Source organism: Cryobacterium fucosi, from assembly GCF_004403515.1.
Classification (GTDB): Bacteria; Actinomycetota; Actinomycetes; order Actinomycetales; family Microbacteriaceae; genus Cryobacterium; species Cryobacterium fucosi.
Map to the genome: position 1 here is coordinate 85,516 of NZ_SOHH01000066.1, position 25,937 is coordinate 111,452.

At 67.5% G+C, this 25,937-nt stretch carries 25 protein-coding genes and 1 riboswitch; of the genes, 7 read left to right on the plus strand and 18 right to left on the minus strand.

Features of this window, described 5'->3' with window-relative positions; all coding sequences use genetic code 11:
• Window positions 1-273: 273 nt before the first annotated feature.
• Window positions 274-432: a tyrosine-protein phosphatase gene (locus E3T48_RS17620; protein WP_134523831.1), complete on the minus strand. Its 159-nt coding sequence runs from the start codon at window positions 430-432 to the stop codon at window positions 274-276.
• Between the two features lie 91 nt (window positions 433-523).
• Between E3T48_RS17620 and E3T48_RS09555 the strand changes: the two genes are divergently transcribed.
• Together E3T48_RS09555 and E3T48_RS09560 are read left to right on the plus strand one after the other, a co-directional pair.
• Window positions 524-1,111, plus strand: a complete 588-nt coding sequence (locus E3T48_RS09555) for a helix-turn-helix domain-containing protein (protein ID WP_134523832.1) — start codon at window positions 524-526, stop codon at window positions 1,109-1,111.
• Between the two features lie 12 nt (window positions 1,112-1,123).
• A complete protein-coding gene (locus E3T48_RS09560) occupies window positions 1,124-2,407 on the plus strand; it encodes an MFS transporter (RefSeq protein WP_134523833.1) in 1,284 nt (427 codons plus the stop codon).
• Window positions 2,408-2,506: 99 nt separating this feature from the next.
• On the opposite strand, the gene E3T48_RS09565 is transcribed toward E3T48_RS09560, so the two are convergent.
• Window positions 2,507-2,914 carry a RidA family protein gene (locus tag E3T48_RS09565; protein ID WP_134523834.1) on the minus strand — a complete coding sequence of 136 codons (408 nt, stop codon included), beginning with the start codon at window positions 2,912-2,914 and terminating at the stop codon, window positions 2,507-2,509.
• Window positions 2,915-3,061: 147 nt separating this feature from the next.
• Window positions 3,062-3,838 carry a GNAT family N-acetyltransferase gene (locus tag E3T48_RS17245; protein ID WP_241986752.1) on the minus strand — a complete coding sequence of 259 codons (777 nt, stop codon included), beginning with the start codon at window positions 3,836-3,838 and terminating at the stop codon, window positions 3,062-3,064.
• Between the two features lie 203 nt (window positions 3,839-4,041).
• On the opposite strand from E3T48_RS17245, the gene E3T48_RS09575 reads away from it, so the two are divergent.
• A complete protein-coding gene (locus E3T48_RS09575) occupies window positions 4,042-4,518 on the plus strand; it encodes a hypothetical protein (RefSeq protein ID WP_134523835.1) in 477 nt (158 codons plus the stop codon).
• Between the two features lie 201 nt (window positions 4,519-4,719).
• Here E3T48_RS09575 and E3T48_RS09580 read toward each other — a convergent pair whose 3' ends face one another.
• From E3T48_RS09580 to E3T48_RS09590, 3 genes are all read right to left on the minus strand, one after another.
• Window positions 4,720-5,604 carry a hypothetical protein gene (locus E3T48_RS09580; RefSeq protein WP_134523836.1) on the minus strand — a complete coding sequence of 295 codons (885 nt, stop codon included), beginning with the start codon at window positions 5,602-5,604 and terminating at the stop codon, window positions 4,720-4,722.
• Between the two features lie 385 nt (window positions 5,605-5,989).
• Window positions 5,990-6,940, minus strand: a complete 951-nt coding sequence (locus E3T48_RS09585) for an aldo/keto reductase (protein ID WP_134523837.1) — start codon at window positions 6,938-6,940, stop codon at window positions 5,990-5,992.
• 303 nt (window positions 6,941-7,243) lie between these two features.
• Window positions 7,244-7,612: a hypothetical protein gene (locus E3T48_RS09590; RefSeq protein WP_134523838.1), complete on the minus strand. Its 369-nt coding sequence runs from the start codon at window positions 7,610-7,612 to the stop codon at window positions 7,244-7,246.
• A 219-nt stretch (window positions 7,613-7,831) separates the two neighbouring features.
• On the opposite strand from E3T48_RS09590, the gene E3T48_RS09595 reads away from it, so the two are divergent.
• The 3 genes from E3T48_RS09595 to E3T48_RS09605 all read left to right on the plus strand — a co-directional run bounded on the left by E3T48_RS09595 (window position 7,832) and on the right by E3T48_RS09605 (window position 10,175).
• A complete protein-coding gene (locus E3T48_RS09595; protein WP_134523839.1) occupies window positions 7,832-8,461 on the plus strand; it encodes a class I SAM-dependent methyltransferase in 630 nt (209 codons plus the stop codon).
• Between the two features lie 117 nt (window positions 8,462-8,578).
• Window positions 8,579-9,313 carry an NYN domain-containing protein gene (locus E3T48_RS09600; protein WP_134523840.1) on the plus strand — a complete coding sequence of 245 codons (735 nt, stop codon included), beginning with the start codon at window positions 8,579-8,581 and terminating at the stop codon, window positions 9,311-9,313.
• Window positions 9,314-9,626: 313 nt separating this feature from the next.
• Window positions 9,627-10,175: a gamma carbonic anhydrase family protein gene (locus E3T48_RS09605; RefSeq protein WP_134523841.1), complete on the plus strand. Its 549-nt coding sequence runs from the start codon at window positions 9,627-9,629 to the stop codon at window positions 10,173-10,175.
• A 31-nt stretch (window positions 10,176-10,206) separates the two neighbouring features.
• Here E3T48_RS09605 and E3T48_RS09610 read toward each other — a convergent pair whose 3' ends face one another.
• The 11 genes from E3T48_RS09610 to E3T48_RS09660 form a co-directional block, all read right to left on the minus strand.
• Window positions 10,207-11,904, minus strand: a complete 1,698-nt coding sequence (locus tag E3T48_RS09610; RefSeq protein WP_134523842.1) for a flavin monoamine oxidase family protein — start codon at window positions 11,902-11,904, stop codon at window positions 10,207-10,209.
• Window positions 11,901-13,403: an amino acid permease gene (locus E3T48_RS09615; RefSeq protein ID WP_134523843.1), complete on the minus strand. Its 1,503-nt coding sequence runs from the start codon at window positions 13,401-13,403 to the stop codon at window positions 11,901-11,903. Before E3T48_RS09615 ends, E3T48_RS09610 begins: the two co-directional genes overlap by 4 nt.
• Window positions 13,404-13,826: 423 nt before the next feature.
• Window positions 13,827-14,729 carry a nitrilase-related carbon-nitrogen hydrolase gene (locus tag E3T48_RS09620; protein WP_134523844.1) on the minus strand — a complete coding sequence of 301 codons (903 nt, stop codon included), beginning with the start codon at window positions 14,727-14,729 and terminating at the stop codon, window positions 13,827-13,829.
• Between the two features lie 146 nt (window positions 14,730-14,875).
• Window positions 14,876-15,760 carry a bifunctional methylenetetrahydrofolate dehydrogenase/methenyltetrahydrofolate cyclohydrolase gene (locus E3T48_RS09625; protein WP_134523845.1) on the minus strand — a complete coding sequence of 295 codons (885 nt, stop codon included), beginning with the start codon at window positions 15,758-15,760 and terminating at the stop codon, window positions 14,876-14,878.
• 175 nt (window positions 15,761-15,935) lie between these two features.
• Window positions 15,936-17,234 carry a serine hydroxymethyltransferase gene (gene glyA / locus E3T48_RS09630; protein ID WP_134523846.1) on the minus strand — a complete coding sequence of 433 codons (1,299 nt, stop codon included), beginning with the start codon at window positions 17,232-17,234 and terminating at the stop codon, window positions 15,936-15,938.
• Window positions 17,235-17,276: 42 nt separating this feature from the next.
• Window positions 17,277-17,366, minus strand: a riboswitch (ZMP/ZTP riboswitch).
• Between the two features lie 6 nt (window positions 17,367-17,372).
• Window positions 17,373-17,729 (minus strand): monovalent cation/H(+) antiporter subunit G, encoded by a 357-nt coding sequence (mnhG, locus tag E3T48_RS09635; RefSeq protein ID WP_241986753.1) that lies wholly within the window; start codon window positions 17,727-17,729, stop codon window positions 17,373-17,375.
• On the minus strand, window positions 17,726-17,989 hold the full coding sequence (locus E3T48_RS09640) for an MrpF/PhaF family protein (RefSeq protein WP_134523847.1): 264 nt from the start codon (window positions 17,987-17,989) through the stop codon (window positions 17,726-17,728). The genes mnhG and E3T48_RS09640 overlap by 4 nt, the downstream gene beginning before the upstream one ends.
• On the minus strand, window positions 17,989-18,579 hold the full coding sequence (locus E3T48_RS09645) for a Na+/H+ antiporter subunit E (RefSeq protein WP_134523848.1): 591 nt from the start codon (window positions 18,577-18,579) through the stop codon (window positions 17,989-17,991). Before E3T48_RS09645 ends, E3T48_RS09640 begins: the two co-directional genes overlap by 1 nt.
• A complete protein-coding gene (locus E3T48_RS09650; protein ID WP_134523857.1) occupies window positions 18,576-20,135 on the minus strand; it encodes a Na+/H+ antiporter subunit D in 1,560 nt (519 codons plus the stop codon). The genes E3T48_RS09645 and E3T48_RS09650 overlap by 4 nt, the downstream gene beginning before the upstream one ends.
• Before the next feature lie 5 nt (window positions 20,136-20,140).
• The gene (locus E3T48_RS09655; RefSeq protein ID WP_134523849.1) at window positions 20,141-20,587 is read right to left on the minus strand and encodes a sodium:proton antiporter; all 447 of its coding nucleotides are present in this window, start codon (window positions 20,585-20,587) and stop codon (window positions 20,141-20,143) included.
• On the minus strand, window positions 20,584-23,538 hold the full coding sequence (locus E3T48_RS09660; protein WP_134523850.1) for a Na+/H+ antiporter subunit A: 2,955 nt from the start codon (window positions 23,536-23,538) through the stop codon (window positions 20,584-20,586). Before E3T48_RS09660 ends, E3T48_RS09655 begins: the two co-directional genes overlap by 4 nt.
• Window positions 23,539-23,763: 225 nt before the next feature.
• On the opposite strand from E3T48_RS09660, the gene E3T48_RS09665 reads away from it, so the two are divergent.
• The gene (locus tag E3T48_RS09665) at window positions 23,764-25,281 is read left to right on the plus strand and encodes an amino acid permease (RefSeq protein ID WP_241986756.1); all 1,518 of its coding nucleotides are present in this window, start codon (window positions 23,764-23,766) and stop codon (window positions 25,279-25,281) included.
• A 22-nt stretch (window positions 25,282-25,303) separates the two neighbouring features.
• On the opposite strand, the gene E3T48_RS09670 is transcribed toward E3T48_RS09665, so the two are convergent.
• Window positions 25,304-25,937: MFS transporter (locus tag E3T48_RS09670; protein WP_134523852.1), on the minus strand; the 634-nt coding region annotated here is incomplete at its 5' end.

The following is a 25,937-nucleotide window of genomic DNA, read 5'->3' on the forward strand; positions in this document are numbered from 1 at the left end:
GGACGTATTCGTGGCCTAGCCATGGACGCATGATCAGCAGTCGCTGCTGGGGGTTGCTTGTGCTCCGGCATCGCGTCGAGGTGCGGCAGGAAGGAGAGGGCGGTGCCGCTGAGCCCGTTACTCCAGTAGTCCTTCCAGAAAACGGCATCATCGAGACCGTCCAGGTCGACCGTGAGAGCGGTCAGCCATTCGGGCCGAGGCTGGGTGTCCTGCGCCCGTTCGCCAGCCGGGCGGAGGGCGACGATAGTGCGGATGCCGGCCTCGCGGATCTGGTCACCCCGCTGGCGAGACCCAGTCGACATTCTCAGAACGGAAGAAGACGCCCCGGGGCGTCGGCGTTCCATTTCTTCGTGGGAGACCACCGAGATCGCGTGCGTTCACCAAGCCTTCGACATGCAGAGTCCGGCCGTGAAGGTTCAGCTCGGTCACCATGGGCTCAGCTTAGGAGCGAGGGGCAAAGCGAACAACAGTTATTGCGCAACAAATATTGCGCAATAACTGTTGTTCTTATAGGGTCATCGGTATGACCCCCCGCGACGCCTCACGCACCACGCTCAGCTCGGCTGCCTCGATGCGGGTCCTCGCGCATCCGACCCGGCTGCGTCTGCTCGGTCTGCTTCGCGAACGCGGCCCGCAGACGGCCGCCCAGCTCGGCGACATCGTCGATGAGGCCCCCGGCACCATCAGCTACCACCTCGGAAAGCTTGCCTCCATCGCCCTGATCGCGCCCGCTGAGGCTCAGAGAGCCGACCACCGCGAACGCTGGTGGAAGGCCACGACCCTGCTGACCAGCTGGGAGCCCGCCGATCTGCTCGACGACCCCGACAAGCTGGCCGCGTCTTCCGTTCTGCAGAAGTCCATTGCTCAGGCCTACGCCGCCCGTTTCACCGACTACATCGACGCGACTCCTGCCCTGCCGCGCGAGTGGGTCACGGCCGGCGCCAGCGGTGACCGCAGCCTGCGTCTCACCGTCGACGAGCTGGGCACCATGCGAGCCGAGCTCGAAGCCCTCGTCGAGCGCTGGGTCGACGCGAGCGCCGCCCACGACCCCGCCACGGCCGATGGCGGCGAGCCCGTGGTGCTCGTCTACCAAGCCTACCGCCGTCCCTGAGTTAGACCGCCGATGACGAAGCACACCAAGGAGGCGCTGCCTCGCGACCGCCGCGGAACCGGCGCCCTCTCGGCGCTGCTGGCCGCCCACGCGATCTCACAAACGGGCAACGTGATCTCGGCCTTCGCCATCCCCTTCTACGTCCTCGGCCTCGGTGGGTCGGGCGTCGAGGTGGGAATCGCGGCATTCTTCGCCACCGCCCCGGTCGTGGTCGGCGGGGCGCTCGGCGGGGTCGTCGTCGACCGGGTGGGTCACCGGCGAGCGGCGATCGTTGCGGACCTCGTGAGTGGTGCCACCGTTCTGGCCATGCCGGTGCTGGCGCTGACCATCGGGCTGCCATTTTGGGCGCTTCTCGTCCTGGTGTTCGCGGGCGGACTGCTCGACACCCCGGGGCAGACCGCCCGGCGCGTCATGCTGCCCGGGCTGACGATGCGGGCCGGCGTGCGAATCGAGCAGAGTGTCGGGCTCCTCGACGGCTCTGAGCGTTTCGCCAAGCTGATTGGCGCCTCAATCGCCGGGCTACTCGTCGCGCTCCTGGGACCGATCGTGGCCCTCTTCGTCAACGCGGCGACATTCGCCGTCTCGGCGCTGCTGACCTGGGCGTTCGTGGCAGCCGTGCCCGCCGCCGTCAGGCTCAGCAGCGAAAGTGCTGACGCGTCCCGCACCTCCTATTGGGCCGACTTGGCCGAAGGCTTCCGCTTCGTCATCCACGACCCACTGATGCGGTTGGTGGTTGGCCTCGTTCTGGTCACGAACCTGCTCGACGCCGCCCGCGGCTCGACCCTAATGCCCCTGTACGCGAACGATCGCTTGGGCGGCGCGGCCGCTCTCGGTCTGCTGGTCGCGGTCATCGGCGGTTGCGCCCTGGTGGGCAACGTGGCCTTCGGCTTCGTCGCTCACCGTGTGCCCCGCCGCGTGACCCTCGCGGTCTGCTTCGCCCTGGCTGGCGGCCCGTCAAGCGCCGCCTTCGCCGTCGGTGCGCCGCTGCCCGTGCTCGTCGCAACGGCCGCGCTCTCGGGCCTGGCGGCTGGAGCGATCAACCCGATCCTCGGCGCGGTGGAGCTCGAACGCGTCCCCGAACACATGCGCGGCCGGGTGTTCGGCCTGATCAACGCCGGTGCGTGGGCGGGCGTACCATTCGGCGCCCTGCTCGGCGGCATCGCCGCCGACACGATCGGCCTGTCGGTCGCCTTCGGAATCGTCGCGATCGTCTACACGCTCGTCACGCTGAGTCCACTGTCCGGAGGAGCTTGGCGGCAAATGGAGCGGCATCCAGCCGTTATGGCCGCAAACTGAACGACCCGAACGCTCGCCAGTCCACGCCTGGAAACCTGAACCCCGATATGGACAGCGCGTCCGCTAACCGGGAGCGGAACCCTCTGCGGGTTGGTCGTGTCAGTCGATTACTGCCGCGATGGCTTCGATCTCAACGAGCTGATCCTTGTAGCCCAGAACGGTGACGCCCATCAGCGTGCTCGGTGCGTCGTGCTGGCCGAAGGCCGCACGGACGACAGCCCAAGCGTCGACGAGGTCGCTCTGATTGGAGGACGCGACGAGGACTCGCGTGCTCAGGACGTCTTCGAGTTGGGCTCCTGCCGCTCTCAGAGCGGTAACGAGGTTCTCCATTGCCTTGTCGGCCTGCGCTGCAAAATCTCCGACTCCAACAGTGCTGCCGTCGAGGTTCAACGGGCAGGCACCAGCGAGGAAGATGAGGCGCGCCTCGGCCGGAGCTGTGGCCGCGTAGGCATACTGCGCCACGTCGGAAAGGTCAGCTGAGCGAATCAGGGAAACGGTTTGGGACATGCCCTCACCGTATTGGAGGACTCGTCGCGCGGCCAGCCCGATTCAGCCCAGAGCAACCTTGAGCGACGCGCCGAGCGCGAATTGCGGAGGCAGGAGGTCGCCCACCTGGGGTGTCACAAAGGGTCAACTGCTGAGGCGGGCGAGTGGCTAGAGTCCGATCACGCAGTAGCGGCGTTCGATTCCTACGGTGGCGTGACCCCACTCACTGCTGGCGACTCGTTCCTGATGGGCTTCATAGGCGGCTGCGTGCTCGAAGCGCTCCTCGACCTGCCATATCAGGGGATTGCTCGTCGTGGTGACGTTGAACGAACGGCATCCCGGTTCGGCGCGGGTGAGGGCAAGGTGCAGTTGCAGGTGTTCCCGGACAGTGTCCGCTTGGTCCTGGGTGCGACAAACAAGCTGCCCACTCAGGCACACCTCACTGCCGAGTAGCTTCTTTTTCATCTTGTAATTGGTCAGCTGTACGCCGGCCTTTACCGGGTGTTGTTCTGCCTCAACGTTGAATCCGTAGCGCTCAAAGAAGGGGCGGGCTGGGATGCTGACGTCGGCCGACAGCTCTGTCAACTGCTCCTGACGCGCGCGGGCCTCCACGTGGCCGATCAGTTGCCGTGCTACCCCGTGTCGCTGGTAGGGAGGCGCGACGAACATCATGTCGATATGCCCCTCAGCGTCCACGTCGGAGAAGCCTGCCGGCGCACCATCCACGGTTGCCACGTAACTGTTCCGTGCCTGCATCGCCGCATGCCAAGCGGATAGCTCGCGCGCTTCTGGCCGAGCCCACGCCTGAATCTGCTCCGGCGAGTAGTCGGCGGCAGCGGTCTCGGTCACTGCGGCAAGGAAGATCGCCAACGTGACCGCGGCATCTGCGTGACCATATGGCCGAATGACAACGGCGGGCGAATCGGCACCAGTGTTCAATTCCACAGAATCAGCATCCCCCGGCGACTGTTCACGACCGGGCGGCACCTACGGTATCCGGTGGTCGAACCCTCTGTGGAAAAGCGGGCAGGTGTTGAAGCGATGCCCAAGCTGCCTGTGACTCCTCGACAATGGTGCGTGCCTGTCGCACCCCTCGGGACGCGGAAGCTGTGCCAGTATTCAACTCCCGCGTCGAAGGAAGGATACTCATGACTTCTCTAACACCCAGACTCTCTCTGGTCGTACTTGCCGTGTTGGCCTTTAGCGGGTGTTCGGCTTCTGTTGGCGCCGGCGATACAGCGTCCGCTACCGGGGGAACAATCGAGTTGGCGGTATCGGAGACGTGCGCTGATGGGGCGAACCCGCAATGCGTTCTGGTCAATGGCGAGAATGTTGTTCTCCCATCCGCATTTGAGCGGGCCGGTGTTGAGCAGGCCACCATCGCCGACGGTGAGGGGCAGAATGCGGTTGACGTGACGTTCAACGAAGATGGGGCGGTGGTTTTTAACGCGCTCACGGTGAAGGCTGTCCAAGCCGGGGATTCGGCGCGCCTGATTATTCAGATCGGCGGAGAGATACAGGCTGCCGTTGTGGTGATGGAAGCCTTGGAGGGTGATCATGTGCAGATCAGCATCTCTCCAGACGACAGCGCCCAGAAAATCGTAGACCTGATTCACAACGGCTGAAAAGCGTCGGCGCCTGCCGACGACGGAATGGGCAAACTCGTGGTTCCGGTTGGGCCAGGCCGAAACTTCCTCTCGCACTCTGGTTGCACTCGGTGATCTCGAAAGGGCGCATCGAGCCAAATCCGGGAGGGCGCGAAGGATGAGCTGTGCTGCGCCCAAGTCGTAGGGTTACCCCAAATAGGCTTACCCCAAGAGGAACCTTCACCGAATGTGGGTGAATTGCCGGACTTCCAACAGCTCGATTGCTTCGTTCACGGTATTGAAGGCCACTGTCGTTGCCTCCATCGTGTAGCGAAGTGATGCGGTCAGGCGCGCATGAATGACGCCAGAGTCGGATTCCGACAGTGGCTCAAGGTAGGAGTGGCGGGCAGAGCGGCTGGTCGAAGGATGCGAAAGACCGCTCATGATCTTCCACAGACCTGCCGCGTATCCACCGGGAACGCGCACCGATCCAGGCATCGCGGGCACAGTGCATACTTCGCGGATCATGTGAATCCACGGAGGCAGTCCACCCTTCACGGAAGACCACTCGATTCCATTTGCTAAAGCAAGTTCCCTAGCTTTGGCTATGTGTTTGGCATACCGAGCGTCGTCCGCACGCTTCTGTTCCTCAAGATCGGCAGCGGTTGGGGGCTGGTCCATCCCCGCAACTGTCTCGCGTTCTACCTTCGCAAGGTCTGCATCCTGATTGGCGTCGCCGATGCGCGCGCGCAGGAGCCGCCTTATCCGTTCTGGTCGTCCGTCGGGAAGCAGAATCCATTTTGCTTCGACGGCGGATTCCAGAATCGATCGGAGCACCGGATAGTGCGCGTACAGGGGGACGATAAGCCGGTCGCCAGGCAGGAGCATGTCATGGACGGCTCGCATGTTGTCAGTGGCCATGTTGAGCGCTGTCATCACGACGTGACTGAGCTCCATCCACGCGGTGGCGGCGTCATCACGAGCAAGCTCGGAGTTCGACGGTATTGGCAGCCGAGAAATCCGATCGAACCGGTCTCGGATTCTCTCGCCCTGCTCTAGGCGATGAATAATGACACGTGCATGCTCGAGCTCTTCGGGGTCTTCTACCGCATTCGATGTAGCCACAGCCACATTCTCTCCCTTTCATGCGAGTCAACCTCGTAGAACATTGTTGCCATGCTTGTGTGAATTCAGGGCGGGCCTCGCATCGAAGCCGCCAGTGCCCGACCGGAAGCGGAACCCCTAACGTCGCCGCGATTGCTCGGCGACCGGAGACGGGATCGAGCCCTTGCCGTCAATCGGTGACTGTCGCGGCGTCGCCTTGCGCAGCCCTCGCGAGCCGGGACCTTTACCTGCGGCCTCATCGTCGGGGTTGAACAGGGTGCATTTGCCCAGGGACGCGCAGCCGCAGCCGATGCACCCGTTGAGGGAAATTTGCAGTGCTTCGAGTTGGCGGATGCGACGTGCCGCTGTTGCTCACCTGCGGTCGTTCTCGAGCTTCGATGAGGTTCTAGTAGCGAGCTCCGACGACCCGTTCACCGAGACTGTCGAGCGTTTTGAGGGTCTCTGCGTCGAGCTCGAGGTCAACGGCGCCGACATTCTGCTCGAGCCATTTCACGCGCTTCGTCCCGGGGATCGGCACAATCGAGATCCCCAAGCGTCCTCCTTGGGCACCAACCCAGGCAAGTGCGACCTGCGCCGGTGTCGCGCCGATCCGCGTCGCGATTTCGATGACCGTCTCTGCAATCGCCTGGTTCGCATCCCCGGCATCGCCGACGAAGCGTGGGCTCTTGCTGCGGAAGTCCTTCTCGTCGAACGTCGCGCGGTCAACTGTTCCAGTGAGGAATCCGCGCCCAAGAGGCGAGTACGGAACAAGGCCGATGCCGAGTTCCTTCATAACGGGTGCGAGATTCTCGGGGTCGCGTGTCCAGAGGGAGTACTCGCTCTGCACGGCACTGATCGGGTGAACGGCGTGGGCGCGCCGAAGCAGCGACTCATCGACCTCGCTGAGGCCGAGGTAACGAACCTTGCCCTCAGCAACTAGCTCGGCCATGGCTCCAACTGTCTCCTCGATCTCGGCCGTCTGTGACGGACGGTGCAGGTAGTACAGATCGATCGTGTCGATTCCAAGGCGTAACAGCGATGATTCGGCCGCACGTTTCACATACCCATGGTCACCACGGTTGATTCGTTTGTCGTCCCCACCTGAGCGATCGATTCCGAATTTGGTCGCAATCTGCACAGAATCACGGCGGTCGTGGATGGCACGGCCGACGAGTACTTCGTTGTGGCCGTCCCCATAAACGTTTGCCGTGTCCAGAAGCGTCACGCCAAGTTCGATCGCACGATGGACAGTTGCGATGGACTGATCCCAGTCTGCCAGTCCGTACCATTCGCTCATTCCCATGCAACCGAGGCCCTGCGCCGAGACGGTCAGTTCTCCGAGACTATTTTTCTCCATTGAACAATCCTTCACCGTTGATCTTCGATGGACAAATCGCTCCCTTTTTCAGGCTGGCCAGTCGTGACGCTTGATCCTCGTTCGAGACTCCCAGCGGAGCCTCTTCGAAGAAGACAGCGCAGGGGTGGCTCGTTGGCAACCACGATCTTCACAAGAACCGCTCCGGATACGACGGGGCGGCCCGACACCTGTATCGACGCAGATTCATGGCCGTTTGGCCTGGGTCCCGAAGTCTCTGGGGAGTGGCGTTTGGGAACCTGGACCGGGCCGGTGGCCTCAGAGTTCACCCGTGTCAAACGGGGATCACCGTTCGGCGTTGACAATCAGGAAGTCGCCAAGCTTCGTCCACCCTGCCGGGATGATGTCGTTGGCGACCACCACTCTGGCGCTGCCGGTCCCATCGCTACTCACGCGCATTCGGGTCGCGTTGGTGTCCGACCCGCAGCCTGATGCTGAGCCCACCGACGGGTTGGAGAGCACCAGGCAGAAGCCGGGTTGCGCTGAGTCCGGATCGACGTATTTCGTGACGAAGTAGCTGACACCGGCGTACTCACCGACGAACCGGCTCGACTCAGGATCGCTCGTCGCGTCCTCAAGCCCGGGCGGGAGCACATCGTACGACCCCCCAGCGGCAGCCAGGAAACGGCGAATCTGCGAGGTCGAATCATCCATTGCGCACCCGGTGAGGACCAAGGCGGTGTAGAAGAGCGCGCCTGCCCAAACTACTGATCTAAGCATCGCCCACGCTCCGACTCTGTTGTCTGCCCTGAGGGTACCGCGTCCCAGGGCTCAGGGTGATGAACATGACCGGAAGATCGTTTCTCCCGCTGGCACAGGGGTGGGGAGCCGATAGACCAACGTCTACCGGGCTTCTCTCCTAGACTCGGTCCCATGACTGGCAATGTGGTTCTGGATGCATACGCCGGTCGGGCGGAGGAATACACGGCGCTGCTCGGATCGATAGCTAACACGCACGAATCGGATCAGCGGCTTGTCGCCCAGTGGGCGCGCGACCTGCGGGGCGCGGTTATCGACGCGGGGTGCGGTCCTGGACATTGGACCGATTTCCTCAAGAAGCGTGGTGTCGATGCGGAGGGTATCGATCACGTTCAGGCGTTCATCGGGCAAGCGAGAAGAAGATTTCCGGCGGTCCCGTTCCGAGTCGCGTCACTGGGCGATCTCGAGGTCCGAGACGGATACGCAGCTGCAATTCTTGCGTGGTACTCCGTTATCCACCTTTCCCCGAGTGACTTGCCAGCGGTTTTGCGCGAGTTCGCCCGCTGTATTGCCCCTGGAGGCAGCCTCCTCCTCGGCTTCTTCGAGGGCGACACCGTCGAGCCGTTTCCGCACGCCGTTACGACCGCCTACTTCTGGCCTATCGGTGAGATGAGCACACAGCTCGAGGCCGCAGGGTTTCACGTTCACGCGGTGAACACCCGAACCGATCCGGGCAAGCGGTCCCACGCCGCGATCATCGCCCATCGAATCGATGGTTCAGCGCCCTCAGAAGTTCCATGCTAGCCACAAGCTCCGACGCCGATTCGTGCTTCAAAGGTCTAAATCTAAACAGCCTGTGTCATAGGCCGAACCCCGAGCGGGCAGGACCAATTGTTGGGCGTTGACTGCCATGCTTGTCACATGGTGCAGCCGAACGATCTCCTCGCCGTCCTCGTCGACGCTGACAACGTGCCGCCTGCAAAGATCGGCGCCGTTCTCGCCGAGGTCGCACGTTTCGGCACTGCCTCGGTCAAGCGGGTCTACGGCGATTGGACCAAGACGAACTTAAGCAGTTGGAAGCCTGTCGCGAGCGAGTACGTGATTCAGCCCATGCAGCAATTTGCCAACACGATCGGCAAGAATGCGACCGACAGTGCACTGATCATCGACGCCATGGACCTGCTATACACGCGTCGATTCCACGGGTTCTGCATCGTGTCATCCGACAGCGACTTCACCCGTCTCGCGTCCCGCATCCGCGAAGAAGGCGTCATCGTCTATGGGTTCGGAGAGCGGAAGACGCCCGAAGCGTTCCGCAACGCGTGCGATCGATTCACATACCTCGACGTCCTCGACGAGGCCGCTGCGGAGAGCACCGCTGCGGCGCTCACGCGCGTTCCGCCCCCAAAACTGCGCAGCGACACGAAGCTTATCTCCGGGCTACGGATAAGCGTCACCACCGCATCGGGAGAGGACGGATGGGCGAACCTCGCCACGGTAGGCCAGCTGATGCGGAAGCAACAGCCCGACTTCGACTCACGAAACTGGGGCTACACAAAACTTTCCGACCTGGTTCGAGCGACGGAACTCTTCCTCATCGAGACCCGACCCGCCGGCGGACTGCAGGTACAAAACAAAAAGAAGAACGGTGACTGAGCACGGTCGCGACCGGGGCGAGAGCACGAGCACTGCAATCGGTACTCATTCAGGCCGATCTGCTGAGCTCCCAACGTCGCCCGCAAGGGGGACGGTCAGCGGGCAGTAGCAGTAAATGTCCATGTTCCCCAACGCACGCGGGTGCCGACCCGCCCGGATGACCCGCCCACACTAGATTTGCGGACAGGGACGGCAAACGAAACAGCTGCACGGCGGAGGAATCCGGATTCCGGATTGTTTCTTGGGGCGTTCGCTTCATTCATATGCCGTTGGTCAGGCATCACCCGGGCGGCCGCGCACTAGGCTGGCGCGTATGACCGCCGACAGCGCCGCCCGCATCATCACCCTCGCCGACCGCCCCGGACCGAGTGTGGCCGCGACCGCGTTCGTCGCCCCCGGCGCCGTGCTCGTCGGCCACGTCATCCTCGCCGAGCACGCCAGCGTCTGGTACAACGCGGTGCTGCGAGCCGAGGCCGAGCCGATCCGGATCGGGGCCGGCTCCAACCTGCAGGACAACGTCTCCTGCCACGTCGACGACGGCTTCCCGCTGATTGTCGGCCGGGATGTCTCCATCGGCCACGGCGCCGTGCTGCACGGCTGCACCATCGAGGACGACGTGCTGGTGGGCATGTCCGCGACCATCCTCAACGGCGCCGTGATCGGTGCGGGTTCGCTCGTCGCCGCGGGGGCCGTCGTGCTCGAGGGCAGCGTGGTTCCGCCGCGTTCGCTGGTCGCCGGCGTGCCGGCCAAGGTGCGCCGGGCGCTGACGGATGACGAGGTGGCCGGCATCCGTCACAACGCCGACGCCTATCTGGCGCACTCCGCTCTGCACTCCGAGTCCCTGCCCGCGCCGAAGGGCTGATCCGGCGAGGCGAGCACGCACGCCAAGTCGGTCAGTCCAGGACCACCGGCGCCAACTCGTCCCAGACGTCGCCGGGGCCGGGGTTGCCCGGCGACGACCCGCCGCCGAGGTGCCGCACGGTGCCCCAGACCGCGTTGAGCGCCGTGGTCACGGCCCCCTCGGCCCAGCCCGCCGTGAACGAGATGTCGTCGCCGGCGAGGAACACGCCGCGCTGGGCATCCGGCAGATCGCCCTGCATGAAGTGGCCGAAGAGCCGTTCCTGATAGCGGTAATGGCCCGGCAGGTTGTTCTTGAACGCGCCCATGAAGTTGGGGTCGGCCTCCCACGACACCGTGATCGGCTCGCCCACGATGTGCGAGGCGATGTCCACGGTCGGGTAGATCTTCTTCAGCGAGTGCAGCATCAGGTCGGTGCGCTCGTCGGCGCTGAGCGACAGGAATTTCAGCGCATCGTCGTTCCAGGTGTACGACAGCAGGATGACGGCGGGCTTGTCGGGGCCGTCGTCGAGCAGGTAGGTCGCCCGCGGCAGCCGGTCGGTGAGCGTCATGCTCAGCACATGGCGGCCGGTCTCCGGGTCGATGTCATTCCAGAACGGGCGGTCCACCATGACGAACGTCTTGGACGACTGCATGTAGTGGCTGCGCTCGATCGCCGTCCACATCTCCGGCGCGAACAACGTCTCCTCCGTGTCGATCCGGGCGGAGAGCAGCCAGGACTGGCAGGTGACGATGGCCGCCTCGAACTCGCGGGTCGCCCCCCACTTCTCGGTGATCCGGATGCCGCCGCCCTCGCCACGCTTGATCGCGGCGACGGCGCCGCGCGGCACCCCGCCGTTCAGACTCGCGACCGAGGTGCCCTTCGGCCAGTGCACCAGGTCGTCGGGGGCGTGCGACCACAGCCCGTCGGGGAGCCGCTGGGCTCCGCCGAGGATGCGCCGGTGCCTGTCGTCCGCGTCGGTGAACACCACCCGCAGGATCTCGAGGATCGAGTTGGAGAAGTCGGTGTCCCAGCCGCCGGTGCCGAAGCCGACCTGCCCGAAGGCCTCCCGGTGGGCGAAGGATTTCTCCCTGAAGGCGGCGCTGCCGGCGATGAAACCGTAGAACGTCTGCTCGTCGAGCTCGGCGACGATCCGGTTCCAGATCCGCTTGATCGTCGCAACGTCGCGGGTGCGGAGCGCCTCCTGCACGGCGTCGAAGTCGACCTCCTCGCGCAGGGCCCGCCGCCAGGCCTCGGCCACCTCGGTGAAGAACGGCGGCAGGTCGTCGGCCGTCTCCGCATAGTGGGCCTTGCCCTCCAGCTCGATCAGCGTGCTCGGCGTCACGGCGGAGAGCGGATTCGGGAACTCCCGGGTCTCCAGGCCGACCGTGTCGACGTAGTGGTAGAACGCCTTTCCCGACTCGGGGAAGCGCATCCCGCCGAGGTCGGCGACGACGCCGGGTGCGGCGGAGAACTCGGCCGTCTTCAGCCGGCCGCCGATCCGGGCAGCCTCGTAGACGACCGGCTTCAGGCCGAGCCGGAGCAACTCGTACGCGGCGACAACGCCGGACAGTCCGGCGCCGACAACGGCCACCTCGGTGCCCAGCTTGAGGTCGGGCACCCGGCCGAGCCCGGCCCGGTGCCCGAGGTAGTGGTCGTAGCTGAACGGGAAGTCCGGGTTCAGCATGGTGATCGGCGGGCGCGCGGCCTCGCCGGGGACCGGCGGGTGCGGAAGGTCGGATGCCATTGTCATTTGAGTGCCTTCACGATCGACAGGGAGGAATCGGTTGCGTCCGCGTATTCCTCGGGGTTCATGGCGCCGACGACGGAGTGCTTCCGACCGTAGAGGAAATACAGGCCGGTGCCAATGAGCATCCAGATTCCGAAGACCACCCAGGTCGTCCCGCCCAGGGTGACCATCAGCAGAACGCACATGGCGAAGCCCGCGATCGGGACCAGCGGGTAGAACGGCACCTGGTAGGAGCGCCGGAGTTCGGGCCGGGCGCGGCGGAGGTAGATCACGGACAGGTTGACGAGCGCGAACGCGCAGAGGGTGCCGATGCTGGTCGCGTCGGCGAGTTCGCCGAGCGGGATCAGTGCCGCGGCGATCGCGACGACGATCCCGACGATGACGGTGCCGGCGACCGGGGTGCTCGTGCGCGGCGAGATCCGGCCGAACACCGTGGGCACCATGCCATCCCTGGACATGGTCATCAGGATCCGGGTCTGGCCGTAGAGAACGGTCAGCACGATGCTGGCGATGGCGATGACGGCGCCGACCGAGAACAACAGGGCGATCCACGGCTGCCCGGTGAGCTGCTGCAGGATGACGACAAGGGAGGCCTCGCCGCTGTGGAACCAGGTCCACGGCCGCGCCCCGATCGCTGCGACGGCGACCAGGATGTAGATGCCGGTGATGATCAGCATCGACAGGATGATCGCCTTCGGCAGGTCGCGCTGGGGGTTCCTGGCTTCCTCCCCCGCGGTGGAGGCGGCGTCGAATCCGATGTAGGAGAAGAACAGCCGGGACGCGGCCGCGGAGATCCCCGCGACTCCCATCGGGGCGAGCGGTTCGAAGTTGCGGGCGGAGAACGCCGTGAACGCGATCGCGACGAAGATGAGCAGGATGACGATCTTGACGCCGACCATGACCGTGTTGACCCAGGCGCTTTCCTTGGCCCCGCGGATCAGCAGCAGCATCGACAGGAGCACGAGCCCGGCGGCGGGCAGGTTCACGACGCCGCCGAAGCCGGGCGGCTGGGCGATCGCATTCGGCAGGTGCAGGCCGAACGTCGCCAGGCTTTCGTTGATGTACTGGCCGGCGCCGACGGCGACGGCCGCGATCGACACGGCATATTCGAGCACCAGGCACCACCCGCAGATCCAGGCGATGCCCTCGCCCATTGTCGCGTAGACGTAGGAATAGCTCGAACCGGATGCCGGCACGCAGCTGGCCATCTCGGCGTAGGACAGGGCGGAGAGCAGCGCCGCGACCCCGGCGACCAGGAAGGCGATCCAGATCGCCGGGCCGGCGAGGGGAATCGACGCGCCGAGGATCACGAAGATGCCGGTGCCCAGGGTCGCCCCGACGCTGATCATGGTGAGCTGCCAGAGGCCGAGGCTGCGCTTGAGGTCCCCGTGCGGAAGGGGCGACTCATCGGGGTGCGGCAGCTGGTCGATCGGTTTGCGCCGGGCCAGCTGGGTTCGGAGTGAGGTTTTCGCCTGGGTTCGGGGCAGGCTAGTCGTCTCCATTGACAGTCCGTTCCGACGTTGAAGATGGTGGTGTCGTCAGCGTAGGTTGGCGCAACGCCCGGCCCTGCGGGCGGATTGTCCGGCGCCGCCCGGTTCGGTGGTCATTCGCACCAGCGGGCTGCGCGGGGATCAAATTGACGAGGCTCCAATGCTGCAGGCATGATGGCGATGCTGACAGCCTCAACCGACGGGCTGCCGACGATGACCCGTGCCCAGCTGCTCTCATGGCTCGCCGGGCGGGTCAGGGCCGCTCCTGCGACGGCCCCTCCAACCCTACTGCGGTGGGTTGCCGGCAGCGAGTCGGCCGACCCGGCCCCGTTCCTGCTCGGCGGCGAACTGCTCCTCACCGTGCTGCCGGCCTGGCTGTCCCAGAACGGCGACTGGGACGCATCCGGTCGCCTGACCGTTGACGGCGCCGGCCGTCTAGCCGGACTGGCCGCTGCGGTCGTGTTCCGCGTCGGTCCACGACCGGTACAGCTCGGGCCGGCGGTCGGCGAGGTAGTCGACGTCGGGGCCGGGGGCCGTGACCGTGGCGTAGCTGAGGCCCGTGGACCGGCCTGCGTCGGCGATGATGTTGCCGTCCGGTCCGACGATCACGCTGGCCCCGGCCAGGTCGAGCCCGGCCTCGACCCCGACGTGGTTCGCGTAGGCGACCGTGACGGAGTTCTCGAGCGCGCGGGCCGGCACGAGCACCCGGGAGACGTTCTCATACCCGCGGGTCAGCGCCGTCGGCACGAGCACGAGGGAGGCGCCGTGCAGGGCGGCATCACGCACGACCTCGGGGAATTCGACGTCGTAGCAGATCAGCAGGGCGATCTTCAGGCCGAGGAAGTCGACGACCGGCGGCGGCGCAGTGCCGGGCCGGAAGCTCGCCCGTTCCTCCGCCCCGAACAGGTGCGACTTCGCGTACCGCGCCACCACCCGGCCGGTGCGGTCGACGAGGGCCGACGTGATCCGGCGGTCGTCCGCCGGTCCTGGACCCGGTGCGCTGTAGACGAGGGCGATGTCGTGCCGGGCGGCGATGCCGGCAAGATCCCGGTCGAGGTCGGCGACCGCAGCGGCCGAGACCGAGTCGCGGATCAGCCCGGGAGCGTACCCGGTTGCGAAGAGCTCGGGGGTGAGCAGCAGGTCGGCGCCGGCCGCCCTGGCCTCCCTGGCGGCCTCATCGAGCACGGCGAGGTTGGCCGCAAGGTCCAGCGGTTCGGCGCGGCCCTGGAACAGGGCCAGTCGCACGGCCGGGCCGGGAGACGCCCGGACTGTCCGCTCCGGGCCGGTCGTCGGCGAGTGTGCGGGCACCGCACCCCGAATCACTGTCGGCTCTGACATGGCTGACGACCTCCGTGATCTCACGCTCGTTCTCCCGAGCGTAGTTCAGCGCCACTGCGCCCACCAGGACGGGCAGCACCGGAACGGCCGCCCGCTGGTGCAGATCGGCCTGCTCCGCGCACCACCCGCCCCGCCGGGCCAGGCCGTCAGGGGCGCAGAGCCTGTTCGGCAGCCTTCACCACGTTGCTGAGCAGCATGGCGCGGGTCATCGGGCCGACGCCCCGCGGGTTCGGCGAGAGGTGGCCGGCGACGCCTGCGACATCCGGATGCACGTCCCCGGTCAGCCTGCCCGTGCCGGTCTCCGGGTCGGTCACCCGGGTGATCCCCACGTCGAGCACGGCGGCGCCCGGCTTGACCCAGTCGGCCCGGATCAGGTGCGGCACCCCGACCGCCGCGACGACGATGTCGGCGCGGCGCACCTCGCCGGCCAGGTCGACGGTGCGCGAGTGCGTGAGCGTGACCGTGGCGTCCAGGCCCTTGCGGGTGAAGAGCAGGCCGAGCGGACGTCCGACCGTGAGACCGCGGCCGACGACGACGACCTTCCGGCCGACGATCGGCACCTCGTAGCGGCGCAGCAGCTCGACGATGCCCGCCGGTGTGCAGGGCAGGGGCGAGCGCAGTTCACCCTCGATGCCGAGCACCAGCCGGCCGAGGTTGGTCGGGTGCAGGCCGTCGGCATCCTTCGACGGGTCGATCAGTTCGAGCATGGCGTTGTCGTTGTGGCCGACGGGAAGCGGCAGCTGGATGATGTAACCGGTCACCTCGCGGCTGGCGTTGAGGTCTCTGATGGCGGCGCGGACATCCGCGCTCGTCGCCGACCCGGGCAGGTCGATCCGGATCGACTCGATGCCGACCTCGGCGCAGTCGCGATGCTTGCCCGCGACATACGACCGGGAGCCCGGGTCGTCGCCGACGAGCAGGGTGCCGAGCCCCGGCACGACCCCGTGCGCCCGCAGGTCGGTGATGCGGTCGATCAGTTCCGACTTGATCGCGGAGGCGGTCTTGACTCCGTCGAGGGTGAGTGCGCTCATGGGTGATCCAATCGTTCAGAGCTCGCGAGCGCGGCAGACCTCCGCACTCGCCAAACCAATTCGGCCGATCCGCCCGGTCCGATTCGACGGAGATTTTGGCTGAGAACCCTGAATACGGGCTTCAAACCTACGTTTTTCCAAAAATCTCCGTCGAATTTGACCAGGCAGCAGGGGGCTACTGCTGCAGGCCGGGGTAGAGCGGGAAGGCCTCGGTGAGCACCTTGACCCGGGCGCGGAGGGCCTGGATGTCGGCGTCCGGCTTGAGTGCCTCGGCGATCACGTCGGCGACGACGGTGAACTCGGCGTCGTCGAAGCCGCGGGTGGCGAGGGCCGGCGTGCCGATCCGCAGGCCGCTGGTGACCATCGGCGGGCGCGGGTCGAACGGAACGGCGTTGCGGTTGACCGTGATGCCCACCTCGTGCAGCGCGTTCTCCGCCTGCTGGCCGTCGATCGGCGAGTTGCGAAGGTCGGCGAGCACGAGGTGCACGTCGGTGCCGCCGGTGAGCACGTCGACTCCGGCCGCCTTCGAGTCGTCGGCGGTGAGCCGGGCGGCGAGGATGCCGGCGCCGCGGAGGGTGCGCTCCTGGCGTTCCTTGAACTCGGGTTCGCCCGCCAGCTTGAACGCGGTGGCCTTCGCGGCGATCACGTGCATCAGCGGGCCGCCCTGCTGGCCGGGGAAGACGTTGGAGTTGAGCTTCTTCGCGAGGGTCATGTCGCGGGAGAGGATGAAGCCGGAGCGCGGTCCGGCGAGCGTCTTGTGCACGGTGCTGGAGACGACATCCGCGTACGGCACGGGCGAGGGGTGCAGTCCGGCTGCGACGAGGCCGGCGAAGTGGGCCATGTCGACCCAGAGCAGGGCGCCGACCTCGTCGGCGATGTTGCGGAAGGCCGCGAAGTCGAGGTGGCGCGGGTAGGCGGACCAGCCGGCGATGATCACCTTCGGCTTGTGCTCGAGGGCCTTGTCGCGCACCACGTCCATGTCGACGCGGAAGCTCTCCGGGTCGACGCCGTAGGCGACCGGGTTGTAGAGCTTGCCGGAGAAGTTGAGCTTCATCCCGTGGGTGAGGTGTCCGCCGTGGGCGAGTTCGAGGCCCAGGATGGTGTCGCCGGGCGTGGCGATGGCGGCCAGCACGGCGGCGTTCGCGGTGGCGCCGGAGTGCGGCTGCACGTTCGCGTATTCGGCGCCAAAGAGCGCCTTCGCGCGGTCGATCGCGAGCTGCTCGGCCACGTCGACGTATTCGCAGCCGCCGTAGTAGCGGCGGCCCGGGTAGCCCTCGGCGTACTTGTTGGTGAGCACCGAACCCTGCGACTGCAGGATGGCACGGGGCACGAAATTCTCGCTCGCGATCATCTCGAGGTAGTCGCGCTGGCGGCCGAGCTCCTGCTCGAGCACGGCGGCGATCTCGGGGTCGACGACGTCGAGGGGTTCGTTGAACGTGGAGTTCAAGAGGGTGGATGGCACGGAATCGGACACGGGGTCTCCTTAGACGAATTGGTTAACGACGTGATGATTGATCGTCGTGGCCCAGGCGTGCGGCCACTAACCGTGTCAGTCGCTCCCCGATGGTGACCCATCTTTCGTGCTACGCCAGTTGCGACAGGCTCGATCCTATCAGTCACCGCGGGGAGGCTGCCGGTCGGCCGGGGCGAACTCGTCGACGAAGAGCAGGTCCGGTCGCGACTGGCCCTGCGCGTAGGCTGCCCGGGCCACGAGATGGGCGGCCATCGGCGCGGTGAGGGCCTGGAAGGCGACGATGGCGACGACCAGGGTGACCGTGCCGAGACGGAAATCATTCACCGCGATATCGACCGTCACCGCGATCAGGCCGAGGATCTGCGGTTTCGTGGCCGCGTGCAGCCGGCTGAGCACGTCGGGAAAACGGATGACGCCCACCCCGGCCGCGAAGCACATCACGGCCGCCGCGAGCACGAGCACGGCGGTCACGACGTCCCGCAGCGCGTCGTTCACGAGCCGCCCCTGTCGGTGAGGAACCGGGCGACGCTGAGCGAGCCGAGCACGGCGAACAGCGCGAGCACCAGCAGCACGGGAAGGTTGTCGGTGTGGCGGTTGACGGCCATCTCGGCGCCGAGCGCGCAGATCACGGTGGCGACGAGCACGTCGGATGCGACCACCCGGTCCAGCACGGAGGGGCCCCGGATGATGCGGTAGACGGCGCAGAGCGCGCCGGCGCCGAAGAGGACCCCGGCGACGATGACCACGATGGCCATCAGGTGGCTCCGTCACTGTCGGCGGGGGCGGCATCCGCCCCGGCGGGGCAGGCCCTGATCCGTTCGATGTCTTCCCGCGAACCGAAGGCCAGCACGATCCGCTTCTCGGTCGCGAGCACGCTCGCCCGGAACCGTTCGGCCTGCCCGGCGGTGTGCACGTTCAGCACGTGCAGGTAGAGGGTCGAGCTCACCCGGTCGACGTCGACCACGATCGAGCCGGGCACGATCGAGGTGGCCACGGCCGTCCAGGTCAGGATCAGGTCGCTGCGGGTGTTCAGCCCGACGGCGAGGATGGCGTTGCCGGGCCGGTACCGCGGCGAGAGGGCGAGCGCGGCCACCTGCACCGACGCCCGCACGATGTCGGCGAGCAGCCGGAGGAAGAATCGGGCGCCGTGCCACGGGTTCAGCCGCCCGCTCAACTGCACCGCGGGGAGGTAGAACGTGACGGAGACCAGCCCCGCGACCAGCACACCGCTGAGGAGCTCGAGCCAGCCGAACCGGCCCCAGAGCAGCATCCACAGGGCGACGAGTCCGAGGAACAGCGGCGCCTGGTTCACCGCGGCGGCGAGGCGTTCCCGCGGCGTGCTCATGGCGTTCCGTCCGGGAAGACGGCGTCGATGTAGGTGGCCGGCGCCTCGATGTCCGCGGCGGCGCGCGCGGCGAAGGCGAAGACGGGGCCGGCGAAGGCCGTGAGGCAGAGCGTGAGCGCGAGCATGGCCGCCGTGGCGCCGACCATCAGCGGAGACACGGTTTTGGTGATGACCGTCCCCTCGTCGTGCGGGTCGTCGGTGAGCCGGTCGAGCATGCTCGACTCGTAGTTCTCCACCTCTCGCCGGGGACGCCAGAAGGCCATGTTCCAGGCCCGGGCGACCGCGTAGAGGGTGAGCAGGGAGGTGGCGGCGCCCGCGGCGAGGCCGGCGTAGGCGAGGGGGGTGCCCAGCTCGGCGCCGGCCTGGAACAGCGCGAGCTTGCCGAGGAAGCCGGAGAACGGCGGGATCCCGCCGAGGTTGAGGGCGCCGACGAAGAAGAGCACGGCGACGGAGGGGGCGGCCGTGAGCATCCCGCCGAGCCGGGCCAGGGAGGTGGTGCCGCCGACCCGTTCGACCAGGCCCGCGCAGAGGAACAGGGTGGTCTGCACGGAAATGTGGTGCACCAGATAGAAGATGGTCGCCGCGAGGGCGAGCGGGGTGCCGATCGCGATGCCGAAGATCAGGTAGCCGATGTGGCTGACCAGCGTGAACGACAGCATCCGTTTGATGTCGGCCTGGGCGAGTGCCCCGAGGATGCCCACCAGCATGGTGAGCATCGCCACCACCAGCAGCGGAACCGAGAACGGGTTCTCGGGGAAGAGCAGCGTCTGGGTGCGCAGGATGGCGTAGACGCCCACCTTGGTGAGCAGGCCGGCGAACACGGCGGTGACCGGGGCCGGGGCCGTCGGGTAGGAGTCCGGCAGCCAGAACGAGAGCGGGAACACGGCCGCCTTCACCGAGAATGCCAGCAGCAGCATCAGCCCGAGGATGAGTTGCACGCCCGACGGGAGCGCCGGGATGCGTTCGGCCAACAGGGCGAGGGTCACCGTGCCGGTGGCGCCGTAGATCAGGGCGATCGCGCTGAGGAACAGCACGGAGGAGACCAGGCTGACGACGATGTAGGTGACGCCGGCCCGGATGCGCGCTCCCGTGCCGCCGAGGGTGAGCAGCACGTAGCTGGCCGAGAGCAGCATCTCGAACCCGACGTAGAGGTTGAACAGGTCGCCCGCGATGAACGCGTTGAACAGGCCGGCCGACAGCACCAGGTAGCTGGGGTGGAAGATCGACACCGGGGTCTCGCTGTCGCCGTCGACGATGCCCTGGCCGACCGCGAAGAGCAGCACGCCGAGCAGCATCAGCGCCGAGATCAGCAGCATCAGCGCCGACAACCGGTCGACGACGAGCACGATTCCCCACGGCGCCTGCCAGCCGCCGACGTGCACGACGGCGGGGCCGTGCCGGTCGACCAGCACGAGCAGCACCGCCCCGGCCAGCACCACCAGGGTCAGCGAGACGACGCTCACCGCGATCTGCCGGCTGTGCCGCCGGCCGAGGGCGAGGGTGATCGCAGCACCGATCAGCGGGATCGCGACGACGAGGGGCACCAGGATGTTCATCGTGTTCACCTGGCCTCCTCCTCGCCGGCGTCGAGGGACGCCTGCACGGCGGCGTCGTCCTCCGAGGAGGACCGGAAGTTCTCCTCCGACGATGACGCGGTCTCGCCGGCGTGCTCGTCGGCGAGGTCGTCGCCCTCATCGCCGAGCCGGGCCAGCCACCAGGACCGGTAGATCAGGGCGAGGATGAGCGCCGTGATCCCGAAGTTGATCACGATGGCCGTCAGCATCAGCACCTGCGGCACCGGATCGGCCATGCCCGCGTCGAGGGCGGTGCCGGTGATGATCGGCGAACTGCCCGGCCGGCCGCTCATGATGAAGATGAGCAGGTTGGTGGCGTTGCCGACGAGCACGAAGCCAATCAGCACACGGGTGAGGCTGCGCTCGAGCATGATGTAGACGCCCGCCGCGTACAACACGGCCATCAGCACCACGAGGGTCAGGGACGCGCTCATGGCAGCACCTCCGTGGCCGGCGCCGGCGCGCTCGCGGGTGCGGGTTCCGTCTCGCCCGCCTCGGTCGCCTGGCCCGCCTCGGTCGCCTCGCCCGCCTCGCTCTGCCGGTCGATCTCACTGCCGAGGCTGCGGAGGATGTCCAGCGCGAGCCCGATCACGACCAGGTACACCCCGATGTCGAAGATGGTGGAGGTGCCGAAGGAGAGGTGCCCGAGCACGGGCACGTCGACGCCGGCATAGGCCGACTCCAGCGGAACCCCGGTGAAGAAGAGGGACGCGACCGCCGTGCCGACCGCGAGCACGACGCCGAGGCCGAGGAGCTTGCCCGGGTCGATCGGCGCTGCTTCGCCGAGCTCGAAGCGGCCGCCGGCCAGGTAACGGGAGACGAGCGCGAGGCCGGCCAGCAGACCGCCGGCGAACCCGCCGCCCGGCGCGTTGTGGCCCGCGAAGAGCAGGTAGACCGACACGATGATCGCGGGGTGGAAGAGCAGGCGCACCAGCACCTCGATCAGGATCGACCGGTCCCCCTCCGGGATCGTGCGGCCCGCCAGCAGGAACGACTGCCGGCTCACGGCGTGACCGGCGGATGACGCGTGCGGGTCGGCGATGACGCGTCGCCGGTTGCGCGGCAGGCGCTGGCGGCGGGAGCCCTTCAGCCGAGGCAGGGGCACGGCCCGCCCCGAGACGAAGAGCAGGCTGGCGACGCCGGTGGCGACGACGATCAGCACGGCGATCTCCCCCATCGTGTCCCAGGCCCGGATGTCGACGAGCATGACGTTGACGATGTTGGTGCCGTGGGCCTCCAGCGTGAGGCGCGGCAGCTCCGCCGCGATGCCCGGGTCCTGGCGGGCGCCGAGGGCGATCACCGCGATGGCGCCCGACACCGCGCCGACCAGCACGCCGATCAGGGCGCGCCGCCGCCGGTGGAGCGGGCGGTTGTGCTGGGCGATCCGGGTCGGCAGCCGCCGCAGGACCAGCACGAAGACGACGAGGGTCATGGTCTCGACCAGGGCCTGGGTCAGGGCGAGGTCGGGGGCGCCGTGGAGGGCGAACAGGGCCACCAGGCCGTAGCCGGTGACCCCCGCGAGCAGCACCGACGTCATCCGTTTGCCCACCCGGGCGGCCGCGGCCGCCGCGATCGCCATCACCAGGGCGATCAGCACCTGGCCCGGGTAGTCCCAGGGCACGAGCGTCTCCGGCCAGCTTCGGTTGACCGACGCGGCGAAGCCGAGCGCGAGCACGAAGACGACGAGGATCGTGCCCAGGTACTGCGGCAGCCCGCCGTGCTGGGCGAAGTGGGTGACCCGCGCCGCCGAGCGGTCGACGGCGCGCACGAGGGACCCGTAGCCGCGCCCGGCGTCGATCCAGGCCGGCACCCTCGCCTGCGCCCGGGCAACGCGCAACCGCTGCCAGAACAGGGCGGCACCGGCCAGCACGACGACGACGCTGATCAGGAGGGCCGGTTCGAGCCCGTGCCAGAGCGCCAGGTGGTAGTCGCCGCCGCCGGCCACCGTGTCGGCGTAGGACGAGAGCAGCGGATCGAGCAGGCCGCTCAGCGGTCCGAGCAGGAGGGTGGCGACGGCCAGGAGCCCCGGCGCCAGGGCGAAGTCCCACCGGCTCGGGTGCAGGGCCGTCGGCGCCATCGCCGGGCGGGTGCCGAACGCGCCCCAGAAGAATCGGATGCTGTACGCCACGGTCAGCACCGAGCCGATGCCCGTGCCCACCAGGGCGACCCAGCCCCAGCCGTCGCCGGCCAGGCCTGCCTCGAGGAACGCGGTGAACACGGCCTCCTTGGCGACGAAGCCGAGCAGCGGCGGCAGCCCGGCCATCGACAGGGCGGCGATGAGCGCGATCACGGCGAGCGCGGGTTCGCTGCGGCCGAGGCCGGAGAGCCGCCGCAGGTCCCGGGTTCCGGCGCGGTGGTCGATGATGCCGACGACGAGGAAGAGCGCCGCCTTGAAGAGGGCGTGGGCGAGCAGGAGCGCCGCACCGGCGAGCGCCGCGTCCCGGCTGCCGAAGCCGACCACGACCATGATGAAGCCCAGCTGGCTGACCGTGCCGTAGGCCAGCACCAGTTTGAGGTCGTGTTTGCGCAGTGACCGCCACGCGCCGACGAGCATGGTCCAGACGCCGATCGTCACCAGCACCGGCAGCCAGCCGTCGGTGTCGGCGTAGCCGGGTGCGAGCCGAGCAACCAGGTAGAGGCCGGCCTTGACCATCGCGGCTGCGTGCAGGTAGGCGCTGACCGGGGTCGGGGCGGCCATCGCCGCGGGCAGCCAGAAGTGGAAGGGAACCAGCGCCGACTTGGAGAGGGCCCCGACCAGGATCAGCAGCACCGCCCAGCCGGCGATCGGGCCGGTGACGGGCTCGGAGACGAGCAGCGCGAGCGAGGTGGTGCCGGCCTGCACGCTGAGCAGCACCACGCCGATCAGCATGACCAGGCCGCCGAACGTGGTCACCAGGAGCGCCTGCAACGCCGCGCCCCTGCTCTCCCGTTTGGCGGTGTAGTGGCCGATCAGGAGGTAGGAGAGCACGCTGGTGATCTCCCAGAAGATGAACATCACGACGATGTCGTCCGCGGTGACCAGTCCGTACATGGCGCCGGCGAAGGCGAGCAGGCAGGCGGCGAAGCGGCCGAGGGCCGGCTCGTCCGCCCGGAAATAGCGGGCGCAGTAGACGAGCACGAGCGCGCCGATCCCGGTGACGACGAGGGCCAGCAGCCAGGCCAGGGCGTCGACGCGGAAGGAGAGGGCCACGCCGAGCTGCGGGATCCAGGGGATGCGCTCGGTGGCCGCTCCGCCGCGTGTCACGAGCCCGGTTTGACCGAGGGTGAAGACGAAGGCCGCCGCCGGGAGCAGGGCGATCAGGTAGAAGACGCGGGGTCCGATACGACGGGTCAGGGCCGGCGTGAAAAGGGACAGGATCAGGAAAATCAGGAGGATCGTCGCCATGCGGCCTCCCGGCTCTCCCTGTCGAAATGTCAGCACCCAGTGTATCGGATGCCTGCCTCGGGTTCCCCTTCGGGGGCCCCGAAAGGGACCGGACCGTGCCGTGCCGGTAGGGTGAGGAGAAACCGCGCGATCGAAAGTGGCCCGATGACGAGCACCACCCAGGGGCCAGACCGCCCCTCCGCCCCGCACGATTCCGGCCACGGCCGGAAGCACGAGCATCACGGCATGCCGGAGGAGACTCCGCTTGAGCACATCTCCGACGCCCTGAGCGTGCACGAGGACGACGGGCTGCACAAGGGCCTCAAGTCCCGCCAGGTGCAGATGATCGCCATCGGCGGCGCCATCGGCACCGGCCTGTTCCTCGGCTCCGGCGGACGGCTCGCGAGCACCGGCCCGTCGCTCGTCATCGTCTACGCCATCTGCGGCTTGTTCGCGTTCCTCATTCTGCGCGCCCTGGGCGAGCTCGTGCTGCACCGTCCGTCGTCCGGCTCGTTCGTCTCCTACGCCCGTGAGTTCTTCGGCGAAAAGACCGCCTTCGTCACCGGGTGGCTCTACTGGATGAACTGGGTCATGACGGCGATCGTCGACGTGACCGCCGTGGCGTTGTACATGAACTTCTTTGCCAAGTACTGGGCGCCGATCGGCGCGGTGCCGCAGTGGCTGTTCGCGCTGATCGCCCTCGCCGTGGTGCTCTGCCTCAACCTGCTCTCGGTGAAGGTGTTCGGCGAGATGGAGTTCTGGTTCGCGCTGATCAAGGTCGTCGCCATCGTCTCGTTCCTGCTGGTGGGAACCTGGATGGTCATCTTCGGCACCCCCGTCGAAGGCGCCCAGGTCGGCTTCGACCTGATCGGCGACAACGGCGGCTGGTTCCCCGGCGGCCTGATCGCCTCCGTGCTCGTCGTGCAGGGCGTCGTCTTCGCCTACGCCTCGATCGAGCTCATCGGCACAGCCGCCGGCGAGACCGAGAACCCGCAGAAGGTCATGCCGCGGGCCATCAACACGGTCATCGTTCGGATCGCCATCTTCTACGTCGGTTCGATCCTGCTCCTCTCGCTCCTCCTTCCCTACACGAGCTACAAGGCCGGCGAGAGCCCGTTCGTCACGTTCTTCGGCAGCATCGGGATCGAGGGCATCGACGTGATCATGAACCTGGTCGTGCTCACCGCGGCGCTGTCCTCCCTGAACGCCGGTCTCTACTCGACCGGTCGGATCCTGCGCTCGATGTCGCTCGCGGGATCTGCCCCCGGCTTCGCCGGGAAGATCAGCCGCAACGGCGTGCCGTTCGGCGGCATCCTGCTCACCGGCGTCGTCACGCTCGCCGGCGTCGGCCTGAACGCGATCGTGCCGGACCAGGCGTTCGAGATCGTGCTCAACATGGCGGCCATCGGAATCGTCAGCGCCTGGGGCATGATCGTGCTCTGCCAACTGCGCCTGCAGGCCTGGGCGAAGAAGGGCATCCTGGTGCGGCCGACGTTCCGGATGCCGGGGGCCCCGTACACGGGCTACGTCACGCTGGTCTTCCTCGTCGGCGTGCTCGTGCTGATGGCCTTCGACTGGCCGACCGGCACGCTCACCATCGGCACCCTGATCGTGATCATCCCTGCCCTGGTCGCGGGCTGGTATGCCTGCCGCGGCCGCATCCTCGAGATCGCGGCGGCCCGCACCGCGTTCACCGGCCGCCTGCCGGTGGTCGCCAACCGGCCGCTCTCCGACCGGGACGGGCCAGACCCGAAGCCCGAGTAGCGCCGCACCGGTCGTCAGCGGATCAGGCGTCGCGGCGCCGCGTGACCGCGTCGCTGACGATGACCAGCACGAGTGCCAGCACCAGGATGCCGATGTAGGTCACCGGCACGGCGTCCATGCCCACCGTGTTCAGCAGGGCGGCGCCGAGCAGCGCCCCGCCGCCGATGCCCGCGTTGAACGCGGTGGTGTAGATCGCGCTGGCGGTGTCGCGGATGCGCCGGGACGCCGTGCGCAGCAGCCGCGTCTGCAGCAGCGGCGGCAGCGTGCCGAAGGCCAGCCCCCACAGCACGAAGGCAATGATTGCGACCGGGAGCGTCTGGGCGAAAAGCGCCAGGACGCCGACACTGAGCGCGGAGACCGTGATGCCGACGACCAGTCCGAGCTGGGGCCGGGGGCCGAACACGGTGCCGGAGAGCACCAGCCCGACCGCGCCGGCGATGCCGTAGGCGAACAGCAGCGGCGCGACGGCGGCGCCGTCCACGCCCAGCCCGTCGATCAGGAACGGCGCGATGTAGGTGTAGAAGGTGTAGTGCCCGACCATGGTCAACGCCGTGATGACGCAGAGCAGGATCACGGCCGGCATGGTCGGGTCGCGGCGCGGCTCGGCCGGCGACGCTGCCGGCGCGGGCGCGGCGGCAGCGAGCGCGGCCACCTCG

Excerpts from the sequence above, each read along its gene's own strand:
- E3T48_RS09625 (WP_134523845.1), bottom strand. The coding sequence starts at position 15,760 with ATGAGCGCACTCACCCTCGACGGAGTCAAGACCGCCTCCGCGATCAAG.
- E3T48_RS09560 (WP_134523833.1), top strand. The coding sequence starts at position 1,124 with ATGACGAAGCACACCAAGGAGGCGCTGCCTCGCGACCGCCGCGGAACC.
- E3T48_RS09605 (WP_134523841.1), top strand. The coding sequence starts at position 9,627 with ATGACCGCCGACAGCGCCGCCCGCATCATCACCCTCGCCGACCGCCCC.
- E3T48_RS09665 (WP_241986756.1), top strand. The coding sequence starts at position 23,764 with ATGCCGGAGGAGACTCCGCTTGAGCACATCTCCGACGCCCTGAGCGTG.
- E3T48_RS09555 (WP_134523832.1), top strand. The coding sequence starts at position 524 with ATGACCCCCCGCGACGCCTCACGCACCACGCTCAGCTCGGCTGCCTCG.
- E3T48_RS09610 (WP_134523842.1), bottom strand. The coding sequence starts at position 11,904 with ATGACAATGGCATCCGACCTTCCGCACCCGCCGGTCCCCGGCGAGGCC.
- E3T48_RS09615 (WP_134523843.1), bottom strand. The coding sequence starts at position 13,403 with ATGGAGACGACTAGCCTGCCCCGAACCCAGGCGAAAACCTCACTCCGA.
- E3T48_RS09575 (WP_134523835.1), top strand. The coding sequence starts at position 4,042 with ATGACTTCTCTAACACCCAGACTCTCTCTGGTCGTACTTGCCGTGTTG.
- E3T48_RS09585 (WP_134523837.1), bottom strand. The coding sequence starts at position 6,940 with ATGGAGAAAAATAGTCTCGGAGAACTGACCGTCTCGGCGCAGGGCCTC.
- E3T48_RS09650 (WP_134523857.1), bottom strand. The coding sequence starts at position 20,135 with ATGAACATCCTGGTGCCCCTCGTCGTCGCGATCCCGCTGATCGGTGCT.
- E3T48_RS09620 (WP_134523844.1), bottom strand. The coding sequence starts at position 14,729 with ATGTCAGAGCCGACAGTGATTCGGGGTGCGGTGCCCGCACACTCGCCG.
- E3T48_RS09595 (WP_134523839.1), top strand. The coding sequence starts at position 7,832 with ATGACTGGCAATGTGGTTCTGGATGCATACGCCGGTCGGGCGGAGGAA.
- E3T48_RS09565 (WP_134523834.1), bottom strand. The coding sequence starts at position 2,914 with ATGTCCCAAACCGTTTCCCTGATTCGCTCAGCTGACCTTTCCGACGTG.
- E3T48_RS09600 (WP_134523840.1), top strand. The coding sequence starts at position 8,579 with ATGGTGCAGCCGAACGATCTCCTCGCCGTCCTCGTCGACGCTGACAAC.
- E3T48_RS09660 (WP_134523850.1), bottom strand. The coding sequence starts at position 23,538 with ATGGCGACGATCCTCCTGATTTTCCTGATCCTGTCCCTTTTCACGCCG.
- E3T48_RS09655 (WP_134523849.1), bottom strand. The coding sequence starts at position 20,587 with ATGAGCGCGTCCCTGACCCTCGTGGTGCTGATGGCCGTGTTGTACGCG.
- E3T48_RS09640 (WP_134523847.1), bottom strand. The coding sequence starts at position 17,989 with ATGGCCATCGTGGTCATCGTCGCCGGGGTCCTCTTCGGCGCCGGCGCG.
- E3T48_RS09645 (WP_134523848.1), bottom strand. The coding sequence starts at position 18,579 with ATGAGCACGCCGCGGGAACGCCTCGCCGCCGCGGTGAACCAGGCGCCG.
- E3T48_RS09590 (WP_134523838.1), bottom strand. The coding sequence starts at position 7,612 with ATGGATGATTCGACCTCGCAGATTCGCCGTTTCCTGGCTGCCGCTGGG.
- E3T48_RS17620 (WP_134523831.1), bottom strand. The coding sequence starts at position 432 with ATGGTGACCGAGCTGAACCTTCACGGCCGGACTCTGCATGTCGAAGGC.